Origin of the sequence: Geomonas limicola (genome assembly GCF_014193675.1) — a bacterium.
In the GTDB taxonomy this organism is placed as follows: Bacteria; Desulfobacterota; Desulfuromonadia; order Geobacterales; family Geobacteraceae; genus Geomonas; species Geomonas limicola.
Genome location: NZ_BLXZ01000006.1, coordinates 200,873 through 217,990 on the forward strand (window position 1 = coordinate 200,873; position 17,118 = coordinate 217,990).

The 17,118-nt window shown below is 62.8% G+C and carries 12 protein-coding genes; 9 read left to right on the top strand and 3 right to left on the bottom strand.

Going from position 1 to position 17,118, the window contains the following annotated elements; translation table 11 throughout:
• Positions 1-58 precede the first annotated feature (58 nt).
• The 5 genes from tssI to H7688_RS15605 all read left to right on the top strand — a co-directional run bounded on the left by tssI (position 59) and on the right by H7688_RS15605 (position 6,061).
• Positions 59-1,822 (top strand): type VI secretion system tip protein TssI/VgrG, encoded by a 1,764-nt coding sequence (tssI, locus tag H7688_RS15585; RefSeq protein ID WP_183362099.1) that lies wholly within the window; start codon positions 59-61, stop codon positions 1,820-1,822.
• Between the two features lie 62 nt (positions 1,823-1,884).
• A complete protein-coding gene (gene tssE, locus H7688_RS15590; protein ID WP_183362100.1) occupies positions 1,885-2,304 on the top strand; it encodes a type VI secretion system baseplate subunit TssE in 420 nt (139 codons plus the stop codon).
• Between the two features lie 39 nt (positions 2,305-2,343).
• Positions 2,344-4,077 carry a type VI secretion system baseplate subunit TssF gene (gene tssF / locus H7688_RS15595; protein ID WP_183362101.1) on the top strand — a complete coding sequence of 578 codons (1,734 nt, stop codon included), beginning with the start codon at positions 2,344-2,346 and terminating at the stop codon, positions 4,075-4,077.
• The gene (tssG, locus tag H7688_RS15600) at positions 4,041-5,015 is read left to right on the top strand and encodes a type VI secretion system baseplate subunit TssG (protein WP_183362102.1); all 975 of its coding nucleotides are present in this window, start codon (positions 4,041-4,043) and stop codon (positions 5,013-5,015) included. Before tssF ends, tssG begins: the two co-directional genes overlap by 37 nt.
• Positions 5,016-5,131: 116 nt before the next feature.
• On the top strand, positions 5,132-6,061 hold the full coding sequence (locus H7688_RS15605) for an AraC family transcriptional regulator (protein WP_183362283.1): 930 nt from the start codon (positions 5,132-5,134) through the stop codon (positions 6,059-6,061).
• A gap of 118 nt (positions 6,062-6,179) precedes the next feature.
• Here the strand turns inward: H7688_RS15605 and H7688_RS15610 are convergent, their stop codons facing one another.
• The 3 genes from H7688_RS15610 to H7688_RS15620 all read right to left on the bottom strand — a co-directional run bounded on the left by H7688_RS15610 (position 6,180) and on the right by H7688_RS15620 (position 10,184).
• Complete coding sequence (locus tag H7688_RS15610) at positions 6,180-8,183, bottom strand: methyl-accepting chemotaxis protein (protein WP_183362103.1); 2,004 nt, start codon at positions 8,181-8,183, stop codon at positions 6,180-6,182.
• Between the two features lie 269 nt (positions 8,184-8,452).
• Entirely contained in the window at positions 8,453-9,679 is a 1,227-nt protein-coding gene (locus H7688_RS15615) for a multidrug effflux MFS transporter (protein ID WP_183362104.1), read from the bottom strand.
• A 58-nt stretch (positions 9,680-9,737) separates the two neighbouring features.
• The gene (locus tag H7688_RS15620) at positions 9,738-10,184 is read right to left on the bottom strand and encodes a MarR family winged helix-turn-helix transcriptional regulator (RefSeq protein WP_183362105.1); all 447 of its coding nucleotides are present in this window, start codon (positions 10,182-10,184) and stop codon (positions 9,738-9,740) included.
• 321 nt (positions 10,185-10,505) lie between these two features.
• On the opposite strand from H7688_RS15620, the gene H7688_RS15625 reads away from it, so the two are divergent.
• The 4 genes from H7688_RS15625 (at position 10,506) to H7688_RS15640 (ending at position 17,116) form a co-directional block, all read left to right on the top strand.
• A complete protein-coding gene (locus H7688_RS15625) occupies positions 10,506-11,039 on the top strand; it encodes a DUF2939 domain-containing protein (RefSeq protein WP_183362106.1) in 534 nt (177 codons plus the stop codon).
• A gap of 351 nt (positions 11,040-11,390) precedes the next feature.
• Entirely contained in the window at positions 11,391-12,722 is a 1,332-nt protein-coding gene (locus tag H7688_RS15630) for a radical SAM family protein (RefSeq protein ID WP_183362107.1), read from the top strand.
• A 168-nt stretch (positions 12,723-12,890) separates the two neighbouring features.
• Positions 12,891-16,511, top strand: a complete 3,621-nt coding sequence (locus H7688_RS22825) for an ATP-binding protein (RefSeq protein ID WP_183362108.1) — start codon at positions 12,891-12,893, stop codon at positions 16,509-16,511.
• Positions 16,493-17,116, top strand: coding sequence for a response regulator (locus H7688_RS15640; RefSeq protein WP_183362109.1), 624 nt, complete (start codon positions 16,493-16,495; stop codon positions 17,114-17,116). The genes H7688_RS22825 and H7688_RS15640 overlap by 19 nt, the downstream gene beginning before the upstream one ends.
• The last annotated feature ends 2 nt before the right edge of the window (positions 17,117-17,118 follow it).

The following is a 17,118-nucleotide window of genomic DNA, read 5'->3' on the forward strand; positions in this document are numbered from 1 at the left end:
ATTTCAGGTGCCACGTTGACGTCAATCGGCGTTTTTGCAGGAAAATTAACCGCATACAATGACCCTTGAATCCTCGACGGAGAAATTTTCAATTTTGATTGCTGGCATTAAGTCGGCAATCGCGGTGGAGAATTTCTACCTCGAGGAGGGGCTCTCCAAGCCTTTCTCTCTACGCGCCAACTTGGTAGCAGAGGAGGCCATTTCTGTAGATACCATCCCTGGACAACCTGTCAGTCTTACCATTCGTGGCGATGACGTAGATCGATACCTGAACGGTGTTGTTTCCTCGTTTTCCTCTACCGGGCAGACAGGACGTTTCTTTTCGTATCAGATGATTGCTGGACCGACTGTACGGTTGTTGGGGCTTAATTCTAACTACCGTGCCTTTCACAAGCTATCGGTCCCGCAGATAATTACAGCTGTTCTGAAAAATAGCGGTTACTGCATAGGGTTCGAACTCAGACTCACGGAAGAATACCCAGCCAGACGCTACTGCGTACAGTACGGAGAAAGTGATCTTTGCTTTATCTCCCGAATTCTGGCGGATGAGGGCATCTTCTATTTTTTTGAACATAGAGAGGATGGCCATACCCTGATCTTCGCCGACAGCAACATTGAGTACCCACAGTTAGCGGGTGATGCGGACGTCGCGCTTGATGGCGCTCTCGGTATGGTTCCGGATCAGGAGGTCCTCAAAGGATTCACCTATAGCCGCTCCGTCTGTCCAGGGAAAGTCGCCCTTTCCAGCTTTAATTTCAAACGGCCAACACTGGACATGGAGGTAATGGACGAGGGCTCTACATGGCCGGAAATTGAGGATTATCAGTATCCCGGGGACTATGCTCTGCCAGTAGCCGGCCAAAAGAGAGCGAGATTCCGACTGCAGGGAAAAAGGGTGTTTGAAGGATGCGCGCAGGGGACCAGCAATATCGCCAGATTCATGCCTGGCTCGCTGTTCTCCCTCGCCTGTCACCCTGTTGAGGAACTTAACCAGGAATACTGCCTCGTGACGGTGGCGCATTCAGGCTCGCAAGGTAACGTCCTCGGCGAATACTCCGGAATCGGCGGGGATTACAGCTACTCCAACTCATTTCTCGCGATACCTTCCTCCGTTACCTATCGCCCAGAGAGATCTTTGGATAAACCGCGGGTCAAAGGGCTCCAGACCGCCCTGGTAGTCGGCCCTCCGGGGGAGGAGATCTATGCGGACGAGTTCGGGCGGGTCAAGGTGCAGTTTCACTGGGACCGCGAGGGACAAAGGGACGAGAACAGTTCCTGCTGGCTCAGGGTAAGCCAGCCCTGGAGCGGGGCCGGCTGGGGCTTCGCCGCCCTGCCGCGGGTGGGCGACGAGGTGCTGGTGGATTTCCTAAACGGCGACCCGGACTGGCCGATCATCGTCGGCAGCGTGAACAACGCGGCCTCTCCCGCGCTCTATCCGCTGCCGGAACAGAGATCCAGCAGCGGCTTGCGCACCCGCAGCTATCCAAAGGGGGAGCGGGACAACTTCCACGAACTGCGCTTCGAGGACCGCAAAGGGCAGGAAGAGATCTTCCTCAAAAGCGAGCGGGACTGGAATGTCGTTGTGAAAAACGACAAGTGCGAAGAGGTGCAGTGCAACTCCCGGGAGGAAGTCGGTGCCGACAAGACGACGCGCGCCGGCAGGCACTTCAGGATCGAGGCGGGGGAGAGCGTCGAGATCGTCTGCGGGGCCGCCTCGATCACCCTGGACAGCCTCGGCACGATCACGCTCAAAGGCACGACGATAGACGTGGCAGGATCCCAACACCTCCAGCTCTCCAGCCTCAAGATCGATATCAACTGACCTGAAACCAACAGGGATGAATGGGATGAATGGGATGTAAAACCGCAGACACGGAGCCTGTCATGCGCGAGGAACGACTGCTGGAACGCCTGAGTTCGCTGGAGCGGGAACCCTTGCGCCGGGAAGGGCTCGACCGGGCTCGCCTCATCGACTCGGTCGTCCGCCACCTGAGCCTGATACTCAATACGCGGCAGGGGAGCGTCCCCGCAGCAGCCGGCTTTGGGATGCCGGATTTCCAGGAGTTCCTGCAAGGCTATCCGCAATCGGTGCGGGAGCTCGAGACGGAGATACGCCGCACCATCGAGCGCTACGAACCGCGTTTGCAGTCGGTCCAGGTGGCGTTCCTGCCGCAAAACGACGATCCCTTGAAGCTGCACTTCCAGATCAGCGCTTCACTTAAGGGAGTGGAGGGACGCGACTCGACACGGGTGTGCATGGAGACGGTGGTCGGGGCGGCGGGGAGGTTCTCGGTGAAGCTGTAGTTTGCTCCTCTGCGGGAGGTGGCGGGGCAAGGAGGGATCATGCTGGAGATCTTGTACCAGGAGGAGCTGGCCCGCCTCAAGGACCTGGCTGCGGAGTTCGCCGAGGCGCACCCCGCACTGGCGCCCCTGCTCGGCGGCACGGCGGCGGACCCGGACGTGGAGCGGCTGTTCCAGGGGGTGGCACTCCAGTTTGCGCAGCTGCGCCAAAAGCTGGAGGACGATGTCCCCGAATTCACTCATGCCCTGGCGCGCCAACTTTGCCCCCAACTCCTGAGACCGGTGCCTGCGACCACCATTGTCGCATTTGCCCCGAAAGCCTCATTGAGCGGGACGCGGACCGTGAAAGCGGGGACGGAGCTCGATTCGGTGCCGGTGGAGGGGACCTCGTGCCGGTTCCGCAGCTGTGCCGACGTGGAGCTGCATCCCCTCGAATTGCTGGACGCGGCTTACGTGCAGTCGCCCGGCGCCCCGCCCGCCATTTCCCTTACCTTTGCGCTGACCGGTTGCTCCCTGGAGCAGTGGCAGCCCGATTCGCTACGCCTGTTCCTCGCGGAAGAGTACCCGGTTGCTGCGGAGCTCTTCTTCGTGCTGAACCGTCAGGTTCGCAGGGTGCTGATCGCTCCCGAGAGGGGAGGGGAAACCCTGGAACTCCACCCCGACTGCCTGATCCCTGCCTCGTTCAACGATGCCGAGCCGATGCTGCCGTACCCTGCCACCGCGTTCCCGGGTTACCGGCAGCTGCAGGAGTTTTTCGCTCTCCCCAGCCGCTTCCTGTTCCTGGACCTCACCGGGTGGAGGGGGTGGCGGAACCGGGGCTCCGGAACGCGGTTCACGGTCCGCTTCGAACTTGCCTCGGCGATTCCTGCCTCGCTGCGGGTGCGGCCGGAGAGTTTCGCCCTCTACGCAACTCCGGCGGTAAATCTCTTCGCCTGCGATGCGGTTCCCTTCCTGCTCGACCACCGCAGTGATCGTTACGCGGTGCATCCGGACGGATTACCGCGCGGTCATGCCCAGGTATTTTCGGTGGACCGGGTGCAAGGGTTCGGTCACGGGACGGGCCGCCGGAGAAGGTACCGCCCGGTGGAGGCGTTTGCATCGGCCGACGGTTCCCAACCAAGCTTCGGCACCACGGCCGCCCTTGCCCCGCTGGGGGGCGAACTGGAGGTATCGCTCACCTTCAACCACGCGCCGGACGGCCTTTGGCAGGAAGGGGAAACCATCTCGGTGGCGCTCACCTGCACGAGCGGACGGCTCCCCGAGCTCCTAAGCCTGGGGGACGTCTGCCGGGCCACCTCCAGCTCGCCGGAGTGGGCCAGCTTCCGCAACATCACGCCGGTGCGACCCGGGGTGCTCCCCTGCCTGGGGAACCACCTGCTGTGGCGCCTGGTAGCGCACCAGAGCCTGAGTCTCGGTTCGCTGCTCGATGCCGAGGCGCTGCGGGAACTGCTGAACGTCTACCTCTTCGAGGAGACCTGCGGGGGACTGCCGGTAATGGCCCACCGCAAGCGGATCGCCGGTATCGAACAGGTCGTGGCAACCGCCGCCGACCGGGTGGTGCGGGGAATAGCGATCCGGGGCACCGAGATCTGCCTGAGGGTGAACGGCGGCAATTTCGCAGGTGTGGGAGATCTTTTCGTCTTCGGCTCGGTTCTCGACGCGTTCCTGGCAGGGATCGCCGCGTTGAACAGCTACACCTGTCTCACCGTTCACGATACGTCTACCGGGGAGGTCATGGCATGGACACCGCGGCTCGGGGATCAACCACTTCTCTAGCAGATGAACTCGTCCGCAAGGGGGACGAGTTCTCCTTTGTGCAGGCCATGCGGCTCCTCGAGGGGAGGTCGCCGGGCAGGATCCGGATCCGGCCGGTGCTGGGTCTTGGCTTTGCCGGCAGCGACGTGGTCCGGATCGCCCAGGACCGGGACGGCTACCGTGTCGTGATCAGCTTCCTGGGGCTCTACGGAACCGGTGCGCCACTCCCCACCTTCTACACCGAAGAGCTCATTGAGGAGCGGCTCTCCGAGCTCTCGGTGCGGCGCGATTTTCTCGACATCTTCAACCAGCGGATCGGCGAACTCTGTTACCAGTGCCTTGCCAAGTACCGCCTGTTCCTGCCCGAGGTACGTGACGTCTTCCGGGAACGGCTGTTCTGCCTGATGGGGTGGGGCGGCAGGGCCCAGCGTCGCCCCCTGGAGGAACCGGGACTACTCCCCAGGTTTGCCGGCGTCGTGGGGATGCGCTGTCACGGAGCGCTGGGACTGGCCACGCTGCTAAAGGGGGTGTTGCGGGTACCCGTGCGGATCCTGCAGTGCCTGGAACGTCGGACAGGGATCCCGGAGAACCGGCGGGCGGTGCTGGGGAGCGGGAGGCTGGGGAGCGCCTTTGCGGGGAGTTCCTTGCCGGACCGCAACGGGAAGTTCGCGATTCGGCTCGGACCGCTGGATGCCGGGAGCTTTGCGAGCTTTCTCCCGGAGGGCAGCGGCAGGCGTCGCATTGAGGAACTGGTCGAGAGTTACCTGCGGGCGCCTTTACGGTGGGATCTGCAGCTGCTATTGGCCGCGCCGGAGGTCCCGGCAGCGCGCCTGGGCTGCACCCCCGGGGGGAGAGTGGGGTACGACAGCTGGCTTGGGCGGAAAACGATGACGACCGCTATGGTGACTTTTTCGTCCTGCGGACTTCCTCAAGGCTTCGGCCGACGGACGCCGGGATAGAACGATCCTGGCATTTTTTTGCCTGATCGTACGAATGAAGCCAATTCCTGTTGTCTCGCCCCAGGGGCTTCCAGTACTATGCGGACTGGAGGTGACCCGTGGACGATCTAACCTTGATAGTATCTGCCGAGGAACAACGACTCGCTGCAGCCCTGACTGCACTCTGCCAAAGCATTGCCCGATGGACCGAAGCGGGGGAGAGATGCGATACGGCGGTCCCGGGTTTGTCGTTGTTCCGACGCGTGGCACCGACGGAACTGGTCTGCGGCATCTACGAACCAAGCCTCTGCATGGTCACCCAAGGGGCCAAACGGGTCTTTCTCGGTGACGACTGCTATGTCTACGATCCCCAAAACTACCTGATCACCTCGGTGCACCTCCCCACCCTGGTCCAGATCCACGAGGCCAGTCCGGAGAAGCCCTACCTGGGGCTGCGGCTTACCTTCGATCAGCGGGAAATCGCCCAACTCCTGGCGGACAGCAAGGTGCCGCTGCCACGCACCCAGTCCTCCAGTCGCGGTATGGCGACCAGCCGTATCACGCTCCCCCTGGTCAGTGCGGTACAGCGCCTGGTGGATCTGCTCGACGACGAGAAGGACATCCCGGTGCTGGCGCCGATCATCCAGCGGGAGATCATCTACCGGCTGCTGGTCGGGGAGCAGGGAGCGCGACTGCGCCAGATAGCGGTTGCCGGGAGCCAGAGCCAGCAGATCGCCCGGGCCATCGAGTGGCTCAAGGGGAACTTCACCAAATCGTTCCGCATCGACGACCTCGCCGCGCAGGCACGGATGAGTACTTCCACCTTTCACCATCACTTCCGCTCGATGACTGCCCTGAGCCCGCTGCAGTACCAGAAAAACCTGAGACTCCAGGAGGCCCGCCGCCTCATGTTGACCGAGCGTCTCGACGCGGCGAGCGCCGCCTTCAACGTCGGGTACGAGAGCCCGTCGCAGTTCAGCCGCGAGTACAACCGCCTGTTCGGCGCGCCGCCGCTGCGCGACATCTCGAACCTGCGCCGCAGCGTCGTCGTGGAGCAATCCCCGTAGCAGGGAACTGCGGTGCGGCGCAAGGCTCCGCTACCTTGTGCGAGCCCTTTCGGGTCCCGCTATTCCCGTTGTACGGTTCATCCAAAACACCCAGCAATATCGAATGTCTCGGCACCTGCTAATAGATCCGCGACGAGTCCAGTTTGAAGCGGTTCACGATGCGCTGCAGGCTCTGGGCAAGTACCGAGAGCTGGGAGGCTGCCGCTGCCGTCTGGTGTGCGCCACGGGCGGTTTCCGAGATCACCTCGGTTATCTGGTGGATGTTCCCGGTGATCTCTCCGGTAACCGCCGTCTGCTCCTCGGCGGTGGTCGCGATCTGCTGGACCTGGCTGGCAACTTCGTCGATGGCTCCCAGGATCTCCTTGAGCGCCACGCCGGACTGGCGAGAGCTCTCCATCCCCTGTTCCACCTCCTTTACCCCGTCTTCCATGCTGCGTACCGCCTGCGAGGTCTCGTCCTGGATCGCCACGATCATGGTGCCGATCTCGCGGGTCGCCCGGGTGGTCCGCTCGGCAAGGGCCCGCACCTCGTCGGCCACCACCGCAAAGCCGCGCCCCTGTTCGCCGGCACGCGCGGCCTCGATCGCCGCGTTGAGTGCGAGGAGGTTGGTCTGATCCGCGATATCCTGGATGGTCCCCACGATGGCACCGATCTGGTCCGATCGCGCACCAAGGCGCTCCACCATTCGGGCAACCTCTTGTACACACTCCGCAATTTCCTGCATACCCTGGAGTGCTGCCTGGACCACCTGGGCGCCATTTCTGCCCGTGGCACCGGCGCGATCCGAGACTTCGGCGGTGGTAAGGCAGTTATGGGAGATGTCGCGTGAGGTGGCCGACATCTCTTCGCTCGCGGTAGCCACCACTGCGGACTGGTGCGACACCTCTTCGGCGGCCGTCGCGATCTGCTCGGCGGTGGAGCTGAGCAGGCTCGCCGACTGGGTAATCTCGCTGGTGTTCCCGGCGACCTGGGCAACGATGCCGTGGACGTTGTCCACGAACCGGTTGAACCACAGGCTCACCTCGCCGATCTCGTCCTTGCGGTCCACCTCGAGCCGGTGGGTGAGGTCTCCGTCCCCCTCGGCGATGTCCTTGAGGATGGTAAGCATCCTGGCCAGGGGCCGGGTGATGTTGATGAACACGAGGAACCCGACGGTAAGGGCTATGGCGATGACGACGGCACTAAAGCACAGGTTGAAACTGAGGGAACCCTTGGCCTGGCCGGCCAGCTGGTCCGCGGTTTTCACGATCTCGGAGGCGAGCCGGTCCTCGATCCCTTTCATGGCGTTGATCTTTTCGGTGCTGGTGCCGAACCAGACCTCGGGGGTGGTGTCGAAACCGCCGGCGGAACTCTTGGCGAGGATGGCATTTCTGAGCTCCTCGACCTTCTGGAACGTAGGGGTCTTGGCCTGTTCCTCGAAGGCTGCCACCTGGTCGGGGGAGGCGAATTTCCGGAACAGGTCGAGGTTGTTTATCTGGGAGGCCAGCACCGTCAGGAGCCTCTGGAGCTTTTCATCATCGAAGGCTCCGGCGGCCAGGACGGCGTTCAGGGTGGCCCGTTCCTTTCCCGCTTCCTCCTTGGCCTGCACGAAGGCGTAGTACCCGGTGGCCAAACGCATGATTTTCTGGTGGTTGCTGGCCGTGACGACGGCACCCATGACGTCCAGGTGGTTGCGCACCAGCGCCGTGTAGAAGGTGAAGGCTTCGGGGCCGCTGATCTTTTGCTGATCGATGGCGTTGCGGGTTTCTGCCAGTTTCCCCAGCGCCGACTCGGCGTCCTCGAGAGGTTTGCGCACGATACTGAGCGCCTCGTGGTGGGCCGCCAGGTACTCCTTCAGCTTGCCCGTTTCCGCATCCACCGCTCCACGCTGCCGGAGCAGGTCGTCGCGAAATTTCTCCCCCTTGGCGTTGAGGAACCCGGTGGAAAATCCACGTTCCTTCTGGATCTCGTGTACCAGCGACCCGGTGCGTACCGCGAGGCCGGTCAGCTCTTTTACCGCGGTGACGTTGCCGAGCACCGTGTAGCTCTCCCGCACCTCTCTGATGGAAAGCATAAAAAGCCCTACGATGGGGACCAACAGCATGAGCAGCAGCTTCGTCTTGATTTTCAGGTTTTTGAACATACGACCTCCTCCAACGGCATAACAATCGGCAATAGTGATTCTTACAGCCACATCGGGAGTTGTCGGAAATCCTTTAATGAAATCAGCTGTCTTCACGTTTACCATATACGGGCGACATGACAGGTCCGGTTGTTCATGGTGCGGTAGGGACGTAACCTGCGGTAGCTTCGTGATTTTTCCCGGACAGGTTGCGCGAGGAATTAGGCGAGGGCAAGGGAAGTGCTCAGTGGGGGGGAGGGACGATGGCTTGCGGAGTGGCCGCAGGGGCCTTAGCGGTGTGGGGAGGAAACCCGCCCGGCTGCGATCAGCGCGGCGAGGCCGGCGCTGCCGCAAAGGGCCATGGTCGCGGTCATGGGGAGGGCGGTGCCGTTATGCAGGAGCCCCACGAGCGCTCCACCGGAGGCGCCCAGGGTGTACTGGATGGTGCCTAACAGCGCCGAGGCGCTGCCGGCGGCCTTGTCGAACGGGGCCATGGCCAGCGCGGTGATGTTGGGGTAGAGGAGTCCGGTCATGCAGAGGCAGGTGAAGATGAAGATCCCCTGGAGCTGGAATCCCCCAAATCCGGTGTAGCTGCACGCGGTGAGCAGGAGGCCGGAGAGGGCGTTCACGAGAAAGGAGGTGCGGGCGATCTGCTGCGGGGAATAGCGACGCAACAGGGTACGGTTCACCTGCGAGGCGCCGATCAGGCCGAAGGCGTTGACCGCAAAAAAGTACCCGAACTGCTGCGGCGATACCTCGTGCAGTTCGATGAAGACGAAGGGGGCACCCGAGATGTAGGCGAAGTTGACCCCCGCCACGCACCCGAGCGCGATGGCGTAGCGCAGGTAGTGACGGTTCTGCACCAGGTGACCGTACACCTTGAGCATCTCGACCATGCTGCGGCGGTGGCGGCGCTCGCTGGGGAGCGACTCGGGAAGTCCCACCGCTGCCGCAAAAAGTGAGATGAGCCCGAAGATGGCGAGGAAGCCGAAGATCCCGCGCCACCCGGTAACCAGCAGCAACTGCCCGCCGCCGATGGGGGCGAGGATCGGTGCGATCCCCATGATCAGCATGAGCAGCGAGAACATGCGCGCTGCCTCGGTGGTGTCGTAGAGGTCGCGCACCACGGCACGCGAGATGACCATCCCCGCGCCGCCTCCAACGGCCATGGCAATGCGCCAGAAGAGCAGGGCTTCGCCGCTTTTGACCAGGGCGCAGCCGATGGTTGCCGCGACGTAGAGGGAAAGCCCCATAAGCAGCGGCAGGCGCCTCCCCCAACGATCGGCAAGCGGCCCGTAGAAAAGCTGACCCAGGGCGGAACCGAATAAAAAGGCGGACACCGAGAGCTGCACGGTGCTCAGCGGCACGTGCAGATCACGCGACATCTGCGGAAAGGCCGGGAGGTACATGTCGATGGACATGGCGCTGAAGGCGGTGAGCGCACCCAGAATCAGTACGAAAAAGCCAAGCTGCCAGCGGTTCATCTCTGTCGGGTGGAGGGGGGTGGCCGTTCTCATCGGTTCTTCTCCAACTAGTTGCTTGTAGCAACTATCAGGTCGCAAAAAAAAGGTGCTTTTACTTGCACAGGTTGGCGTAGGCGCGTCGGAGCACTTCGCGGCAGGTATCGAGGTCGGCAGCCGGAATACCCTGCTGGGCCTCGTCGAGGATCCCCCTGGCGAGTTTCGTGGCCCGGTCCATCAACTGCTTACCGTTGTCGGTCAGGTAGAGTAGACGCTCCCGGGCGTCGTCCGGGCTGGGGAGACGCACGATCAGGTCGCGTGACTCAAGGCCCGCGGCGAGCCGCGCCATCGTGGTCTTATCCTTGGCCGTCTTCTCGGCCAGCGCACCCTGGGCAAGGCCGTTGCACTCCCAAAGCTGCACCAACAGCGAGTACTGCTCTGCCGTGATGGGGATGCCCTGTTCGACGAGCACCAGGTTGAAACGGCGCAGCACGGTCCGCGAGAACCGCGAGGCCAAGTGCCCCAGGGAAACGTTCAAGGTGTAGGTGTCGGTGGTCTTCATTGGTTGTACGGTACAACTAAATGAGGCGGTTGGTCAAGGGGAAAACTGGGGACTGGGGACTGGGGACTGGGGACTGGGGACTGGGGACTGGGGACTGGGGACTGGGGACTGGGGACTGGGGACTGGGGCGGCGCGAGCGGGCGGGCGAGGATGGAGGCAAGGGGACAAGTAGGCTGGGCAGGTTTAGCGACGGGGGAGTGCTCTTGGTCAAGTGCTTCTGGTTCGACGAAAAGGTCCTGTTAATTTGGTGGGTTGTGGCACTAATTCGGGGACGGTGTATACTGTTTGCCAGGTTTCCCATGCCACACCTGGAGGTGCCGGATGAAAAGGATCGCCACCGTTGCCCTGATCGCCACCCTGGCCGTGCTGGGAATTGCCAGCTACGTGCGCCATACTCCCCACTATTCGCTTTACAAGTTCAGCCAGGCGCTCAAGCAACACGACGCCGATACCGCGTTCCAGTACCTCGATGTCGACCAGGTGGTCGACAACCTGGTGCAAAAGACGGTGCACGAGATGGAGGCACAGAAGGCTCCATCGTTCACCGAACAGATCGGGAACGACATCGCCAAGGGCTTGATATCCCTGGTACTCCCCACGTTCAAGGAGGCCGCGCGCAGCGAAATCCGCGCCGCCATCCAGGAGCCGACAAAATCCGGGAACCGCGGCGTCTTCAAGGTCTTCGCGGGATCCAGTGCCTGGCACGACTTCAGCATCGAGCGCCAAGGGAAGATCGCCCTGGTGACCAAGAAGTCGGACAAGGACTTCTTGGTGAAACTCGCCCAGGAAAAGGACGGCCACTGGAAGATCGTCCAGCTTACCTCGAAGGAGTTCAGACCGGCTTTCGGCAAGTGAAGAAGGTCAAACAACTCTGCGCAGGAGACAGCAAAGGCGAATCCCCCCTGTCCCCCCTTTTCCAAAGTGGGGAACCTGAGAGTGCTTGTGACAGCTAAAGATCGCCGTTCCCCGTGATGACCGGATGAACCTTTGCAACGGGTGGCGCCGGGGTGACTACCCTGTGTTCCGGCTCCCGGGCTCCTGCTCCTCGGAGCTCGCCGATGGAGCCTTTGAAGCGCGACCTTGGCAGTGAGGTATGAGGGGGGTGGAAGAGCCAGCCCCTTTACCTTGCCGGGACCGGGCTTTTTTGCTAATGTAGCCGCTTCAACCCAAACCAATACGGCCTCGCCGCCTTCAGGATCGCACCTTATGTCCCGCAGAAAACCTCTCCCGAAATTACTCTACGCCGACAGCCGCGGCAACATCTACGATCACCCCTACCTCACCATGGCCGGCATGAGCGGCAACGAGGCGCAGCTCCCCGAAGCTGTCGAGTTGATCCCGCTCCCCGAGGACAGCCGCCTCTTCACCATCCCCGATACCCCCCCGGTCGCCTGGGATAGCCGTGAGCGACGCTTCATCACCGTGAGCCAGGTGAAAGAGGGGAGGCGCAGCATGCCGGTCCAGGCGGTCTCAGCCTTCATGGCACCGGGCTACATGAGGACGCTGTTGCCGGCCTGCGACTACAGCAAAAAGAAGGTGCACCTGCCGCTGTGGTCCTATACCGCGGTGGGGTGGGACGCGGAGGAGGAGCGCTTCGTGGTGGCGGCAACCCGGGTCGACGCCAACGAGAACTGGCTCCCTAAAAACTACGACGACCGCAAGCTCGATCCCTTGGTACGACGCAGGCTCGCCGAGTTCCCCAAGAACCGGCTTGTGGAGCAACTCTCCCGCTGCGCCGTCGACTATCACTGCTTCGCCGCCAAGAACCTCTTCTTCAGGCGCTGGGAGGCGCCGATCCCGACCTCGCCGGTCTGCAACTCGCGCTGCCTCGGGTGCATCAGCCTGCAGCCTTCGGACTGTTGCCCCTCGAACCACGAGCGGATCCCCTTCGTGCCGACCCCCGAGGAGATCGTGGAACTGATGCTGCCGCACCTGGAGGAGGCCCCCGATCCGATCGTCTCCTACGGCCAGGGGTGCGAGGGTGACCCCATCATGCAGGCGGACACCGTTGCCACGGCCACCAGAATGCTGAAGGAGCAGGCCAGCCGCGGGACGGTGAACTTCAACTCGAACGGCTCGATCCCGGAAAGGATCCGCCTGCTCTGCGATGCGGGCATGGACTCGATGCGCTTTTCCATGAACTCGGTCCAGGAGGAGCTCTACAACCGCTACTACCGCCCCAAGGGGTACCAGTTCGCCGACGTGGTGGAGTCGGTGCGCACCGCCAAGGAGCGCGGGCTCTTCACCATGATCAACTACCTGGTCTCGCCGGGGGTGACCGACAGCCCCGCTGAGGTGGAGGCGCTGCTTGCCTTCATCGAAAAGACCGGCGTCGACATGCTGCAGATGCGCAACCTCTCCATCGACCCGGCGTTCTACAACGAGCGCATGGGGGTGACCGGCAAGGGGATCGGCATGTACCGGCTGCTCCAGCGTATCAAGGAGGCCTTCCCAAAGATCCAGTACGGCTACTTCAACCGGACCCGCGAGAACTTCTATCCCGAGGGGTATGAGAAGGGGTGGCCGATTGTCGAGTAGGGAAAAACCTCAACCGGCCTAAGAAATTTCCTTACCGGAAGATAAAGCGGTGCGCCGGCGGGACTTTGGTGCTATAGTGGCGCCGCTGTCAGAAAGTGCAAGCTCTTTACCTACTGCACCTCCGACAGCGCGCGACCGCTCGTGCGTTAACCCCACCGGAGGCTACCGTTGTCGAAATTCTCGCAATCTGCGGCCACCGGCACCCGCGGTTTCCGCGACCCGCTTTTCCCCGTCCTTTTGCTCCTGGCGTTCGCCGGCAACTATTTCCACTATCCCGTTTTCCTCAACATCGACTTCCTCTTCGGCAGCATCTTCAGCATGCTCGCCCTGCAGCTCTTGGGACCGGCACCGGGGCTTGCCTGCGCGGCACTGGCTTCCGGATACACCTACCTGCTCTGGAACCACCCCTATGCCTGGCTGATCCTGATCCTCGAACTGGCCACGGTGGCCTGGCTGGCGCGGCGGCGCATGGGGCTCGTCCAGGCTGACGCCCTGTTCTGGACGGTGGCGGGGATGCCTCTGGTCTACCTCCTGTACCACCAGGTCATGGGGACCCAGATGGACGGGACGCTCATGGCGCTCACCAAGCAGGCGGTCAACGGCATCGTCAACACGCTCCTGGCGCTGCTTTGCTACACCGGGTACGCGCTGTGGTCCCGGCGCGAGAGGGTCGCTTTAGGTGAACTGATCTACAACCTCTTGGCCTTTTGCGTACTATTCCCCTCACTGGTGCTCTTAGCCGTGGGGAGTCGCAACGATTTTCTTCAGACCGAGCAGAGTATCCGCAGCATGCTCACCCGGGAACACCTCCGGGCCGACCTCGTGGTCAAGAACTGGGAGCTGAGCCGCAAGGCCGCGGTAGTCACCCTGGCGGAGTTGGCCGCTCGGCTTACCCCGGCCCAGATGCAGTCCCACCTGGAACAGGCGGCGCGCTCCGACCAGAACTTCAAGCGCATCGGCCTTTTGGACGCCGGGGCCACCATCGTTGCCTATACACCGGTGCTTGACGAAACCGGCAAGCCCAACATCGGCAAGAACTTCGCGGACCGCCCCTTTATAGCGCGCCTGAAGAGCACCCTGAAGCCGATGCTTTCCGAGGTGGTGCCGGGGCGCATCGATAAGCCGCAGCCGATCGTCACCATGCTTGCCCCGGTGGTAAAGGACGCTTCGTATGCCGGGTACATTACCGGCATCCTGAGCCTGGACCGCCTCAAGGAACTGCTGGAGGTGAGCGCCGAACATAACGGTTCATTCTTTACGCTGCTCGACAAAAACGGCACGGTAATCCTGAGTAGCCGGCCGGACCAGAAGCCGATGACCCCCTTTAAGCGTGGCCGGGGGACCCCGGTGCACCTGGAGGGAGGGATCGATCAGTGGATCCCGGAGGCCCGGGCCAACCTTCCCATCTCCGAACGCTGGAAAAGCTCCACCTACCAGATCATTTCACACTGCGGAGACCTCGCGGAGTGGACCCTCATCCTGGAGCAGCCGGTGGCCCCCTTCCAGAAGGCGCTCTTCCAAAGCTACACCGGGGATCTCGGTATCCTGCTCGGCATCCTGCTCGCTTCGCTGGCCCTGGCGGGGCCTTTGAGCCGGCGGGTGGTTCATCCCCTGGAGCGGCTGCGCCAGCTGACGGGCGAGCTCCCGGCCCGCCTGGGGGTGGGGGAGCAACAGGGGTGGCCGGAAAGCGGGATTAAGGAGACCCACGAGCTCATCGTCAACTTCCACCAGATGAGCGACCACGTGCAGCGCTACGTGCGGCAGCTCGAGCAGTTGAACCAGACCCTGGAACAGCGGGTGACCCGGCGCACCGAGGAACTGGGCACGCTCATGGAGGAGCTCAACATCATCCTGGAGAACGCCCCGGTCGGCTTCTCCAAGACTGTGGGCCGCAGGCAGGTCTGGGTGAACCGGCGCACAGTGGACCTCTTTAAGTACTCGAAGGAAGAGCAGGAACAACAGGAAACGCGGCGTTTCTACCCAAGCGAGACCGCCTACCAAAAACTCGGGGAGGAAGCCTACCCCGTACTCGCCGCCGGCGAGGTGTTCGAGACGGTGCAGGACCTGGTGCGCAAGGACGGGGTGCACATCCTGGTGCGCTACATCGGGCGCGCGCTTGATCCGAGCAACCTGGAAAAAGGGGTGCTCTGGATCCTGGAAGACTACACGGAGCGCCAGCGCGCCGAGGCGGCCCTCAAGGAGAGCGAGGCGCGTTTCCGGCTGCTCTTCGACCAGATGCCCATCCCGCTGGTGCTCGTGGAACCCGACGGCACCTTAAGCTACCTGAACCGCAGCTTCGTGAGCAGCTTCGGCTACACGCGGGACGACATCCCCGATGCCGCCACCTGGTTCCAGCAGGCCTACCCGGACCCCGCCTACCGCACCCAGGCCCAGGTCAACTGGCAACAGGACCTCTCCCTCCCCCACCTCCCCGGACTGCCACCCGGCTCCCGGGAATACACGATCTGCTGTCGGGACGGCTCGCCACGCACCGTGGTGCTAGCCAAGGTGCCGCTGCAGAAGGGGGGGATCGTGGTGACCTTCGTGGACATCACCGAGCGCAAGGAGTTCGAGGATGAGCTGAGCCGGGCCAAGGAGCAGGCCGAGGCCGCCAACCGGGCCAAGAGCGCCTTTTTGTCCAACATGAGCCACGAGATCCGCACCCCGATGAACGGGGTGATCGGCATGGCGCAGCTCCTGGAATTGACCGAGCTCTCCGCGGAGCAGCGCGAGTACGTTGAATCGCTCAGGGGGGCGAGCCGGAACCTTTTGCTCCTCATCAACGACATCCTGGACCTCTCGAAGATCGAGGCCGGCCGGATCAACATCGAACTTGCCGAGTTCAGCCTGAAGCGCTGCGTGGACGAGGTGGTGCAGAACCAGCGTGCCGCGCTTGCCGGGAAGGGGCTCACCCTCGCGGTGGACGGGGACCCGCTGCCGAAGGTCGTGGGGGACGAGCTCAGGGTGAAGCAGATCCTGCTCAACCTGGTGGGTAACGCGGTGAAGTTCACCTCGCGGGGTGGGATCACGGTGACCACCCGGGTGCGCGAACTCGGCGCGGAGCTCGTGGAGGTGGCCGTGTCGGTCAGGGACAGCGGGATCGGCATCCGCCCCGAGGCGCTCACCTCGATCTTCCAGCCATTCGTCCAGGAGGACGATTCGACCTCGCGCCGCTACGGCGGCACCGGACTGGGGCTCACCATCAGCGAGCGCCTGGCCCATCTCATGGGGGGGAGCATCGTGGTCGAGAGCGAACCGGGCAAGGGGAGCGCGTTCACCCTGACGCTTCCCCTGCGCCTTCCGGTCGCCTCGAGCCCCGAGCCCCGCCAGGACCGGCCCGGCCTGCTTGACTGGGAAGGCGAGCGGTTGCGGGTCCTTTTGGTCGAGGACAACCCGGTGAACATCAAGTTCGCCGCCTCGCTCCTCGGGAAACTGGGGCACGACGTGGTGGTGGTGGCAAGCGGCACGGACTGCCTGGACGCCCTGGAAAAGACCAGCTTCGACCTGGTGCTCATGGACATCCAGATCCCGGTACTGAATGGCGAAGAGGTGCTCAAGGAGATCAGGGAGCGCGAGCGGTTACGGGGGGGACACCAGCCGGTCCTGGCGGTCACCGCCTACGCCCTGCGCGGCGACCGGGAACGTTTTCTGGCGGAGGGGTTCGACGGCTACGTCTCGAAGCCGCTCGACCTGAATGAACTGTTAGGAGAGATGAAACGGGTGACCGGCAGGGGTAAGGCCTCGGGGGCGCCGGAAGGGGAGGGGGAGTCATGCGCGGCGAGCAATTGAAGGTATTGGTGGTGGACGACGAGCCCACGAACGTGCAGCTCTTGATAGGGGCGTTGAAAATGCACTACCGGGTGCTGCGCGCCGGCAACGGGTACGAGGCGATCACCCTCATCAAGCAGGAGGTCCCGGACCTGATCCTGCTCGACGTGATGATGCCGGACCTAAGCGGTTTCGAGGTGGCGCGGCTCATCAAAGCCGACGAGGCACTCTCGTCGATCCCGATCATCTTCCTGACTGCGCTCGATTCCTTCGAGGCGATGGCGGAGGGGCTCGAGACAGGGGCCATCGACTACCTGAGCAAGCCGGTCGACCTCAACCTCTTGAAGCTCAGGGTGCACAACCACCTGGAGCTGAAACAGCGAACCGACCTGATCCGCGAACAGCGCGACGAGCTGCAGCGGGTGAACGACGCCCTGGAGGAGGCCCTGGCGCGCATCAAGCGCCTGGAGGGGACCTTCGCCATCTGCATGCACTGCAAGAGCATCCGCAGCGACCAGGAGACCTGGCAAAAGATCGAGGAGTACCTCCTTGAGCACACCGACGCCCTGTTCAGTCACGGCATCTGCCCCACCTGCCTGTCGCGCCACTACCCGAGCTTCGCCTGACC

Bases quoted from the DNA above. Each gene is read 5' to 3' on its own strand.
- tssE (WP_183362100.1), top strand. From the start codon at position 1,885: ATGCGCGAGGAACGACTGCTGGAACGCCTGAGTTCGCTGGAGCGGGAA.
- H7688_RS15615 (WP_183362104.1), bottom strand. From the start codon at position 9,679: ATGAGAACGGCCACCCCCCTCCACCCGACAGAGATGAACCGCTGGCAG.
- H7688_RS15620 (WP_183362105.1), bottom strand. From the start codon at position 10,184: ATGAAGACCACCGACACCTACACCTTGAACGTTTCCCTGGGGCACTTG.
- H7688_RS15610 (WP_183362103.1), bottom strand. From the start codon at position 8,183: ATGTTCAAAAACCTGAAAATCAAGACGAAGCTGCTGCTCATGCTGTTG.
- H7688_RS15630 (WP_183362107.1), top strand. From the start codon at position 11,391: ATGTCCCGCAGAAAACCTCTCCCGAAATTACTCTACGCCGACAGCCGC.
- tssG (WP_183362102.1), top strand. From the start codon at position 4,041: ATGGACACCGCGGCTCGGGGATCAACCACTTCTCTAGCAGATGAACTC.
- tssF (WP_183362101.1), top strand. From the start codon at position 2,344: ATGCTGGAGATCTTGTACCAGGAGGAGCTGGCCCGCCTCAAGGACCTG.
- H7688_RS15640 (WP_183362109.1), top strand. From the start codon at position 16,493: ATGCGCGGCGAGCAATTGAAGGTATTGGTGGTGGACGACGAGCCCACG.
- H7688_RS15625 (WP_183362106.1), top strand. From the start codon at position 10,506: ATGAAAAGGATCGCCACCGTTGCCCTGATCGCCACCCTGGCCGTGCTG.
- tssI (WP_183362099.1), top strand. From the start codon at position 59: ATGACCCTTGAATCCTCGACGGAGAAATTTTCAATTTTGATTGCTGGC.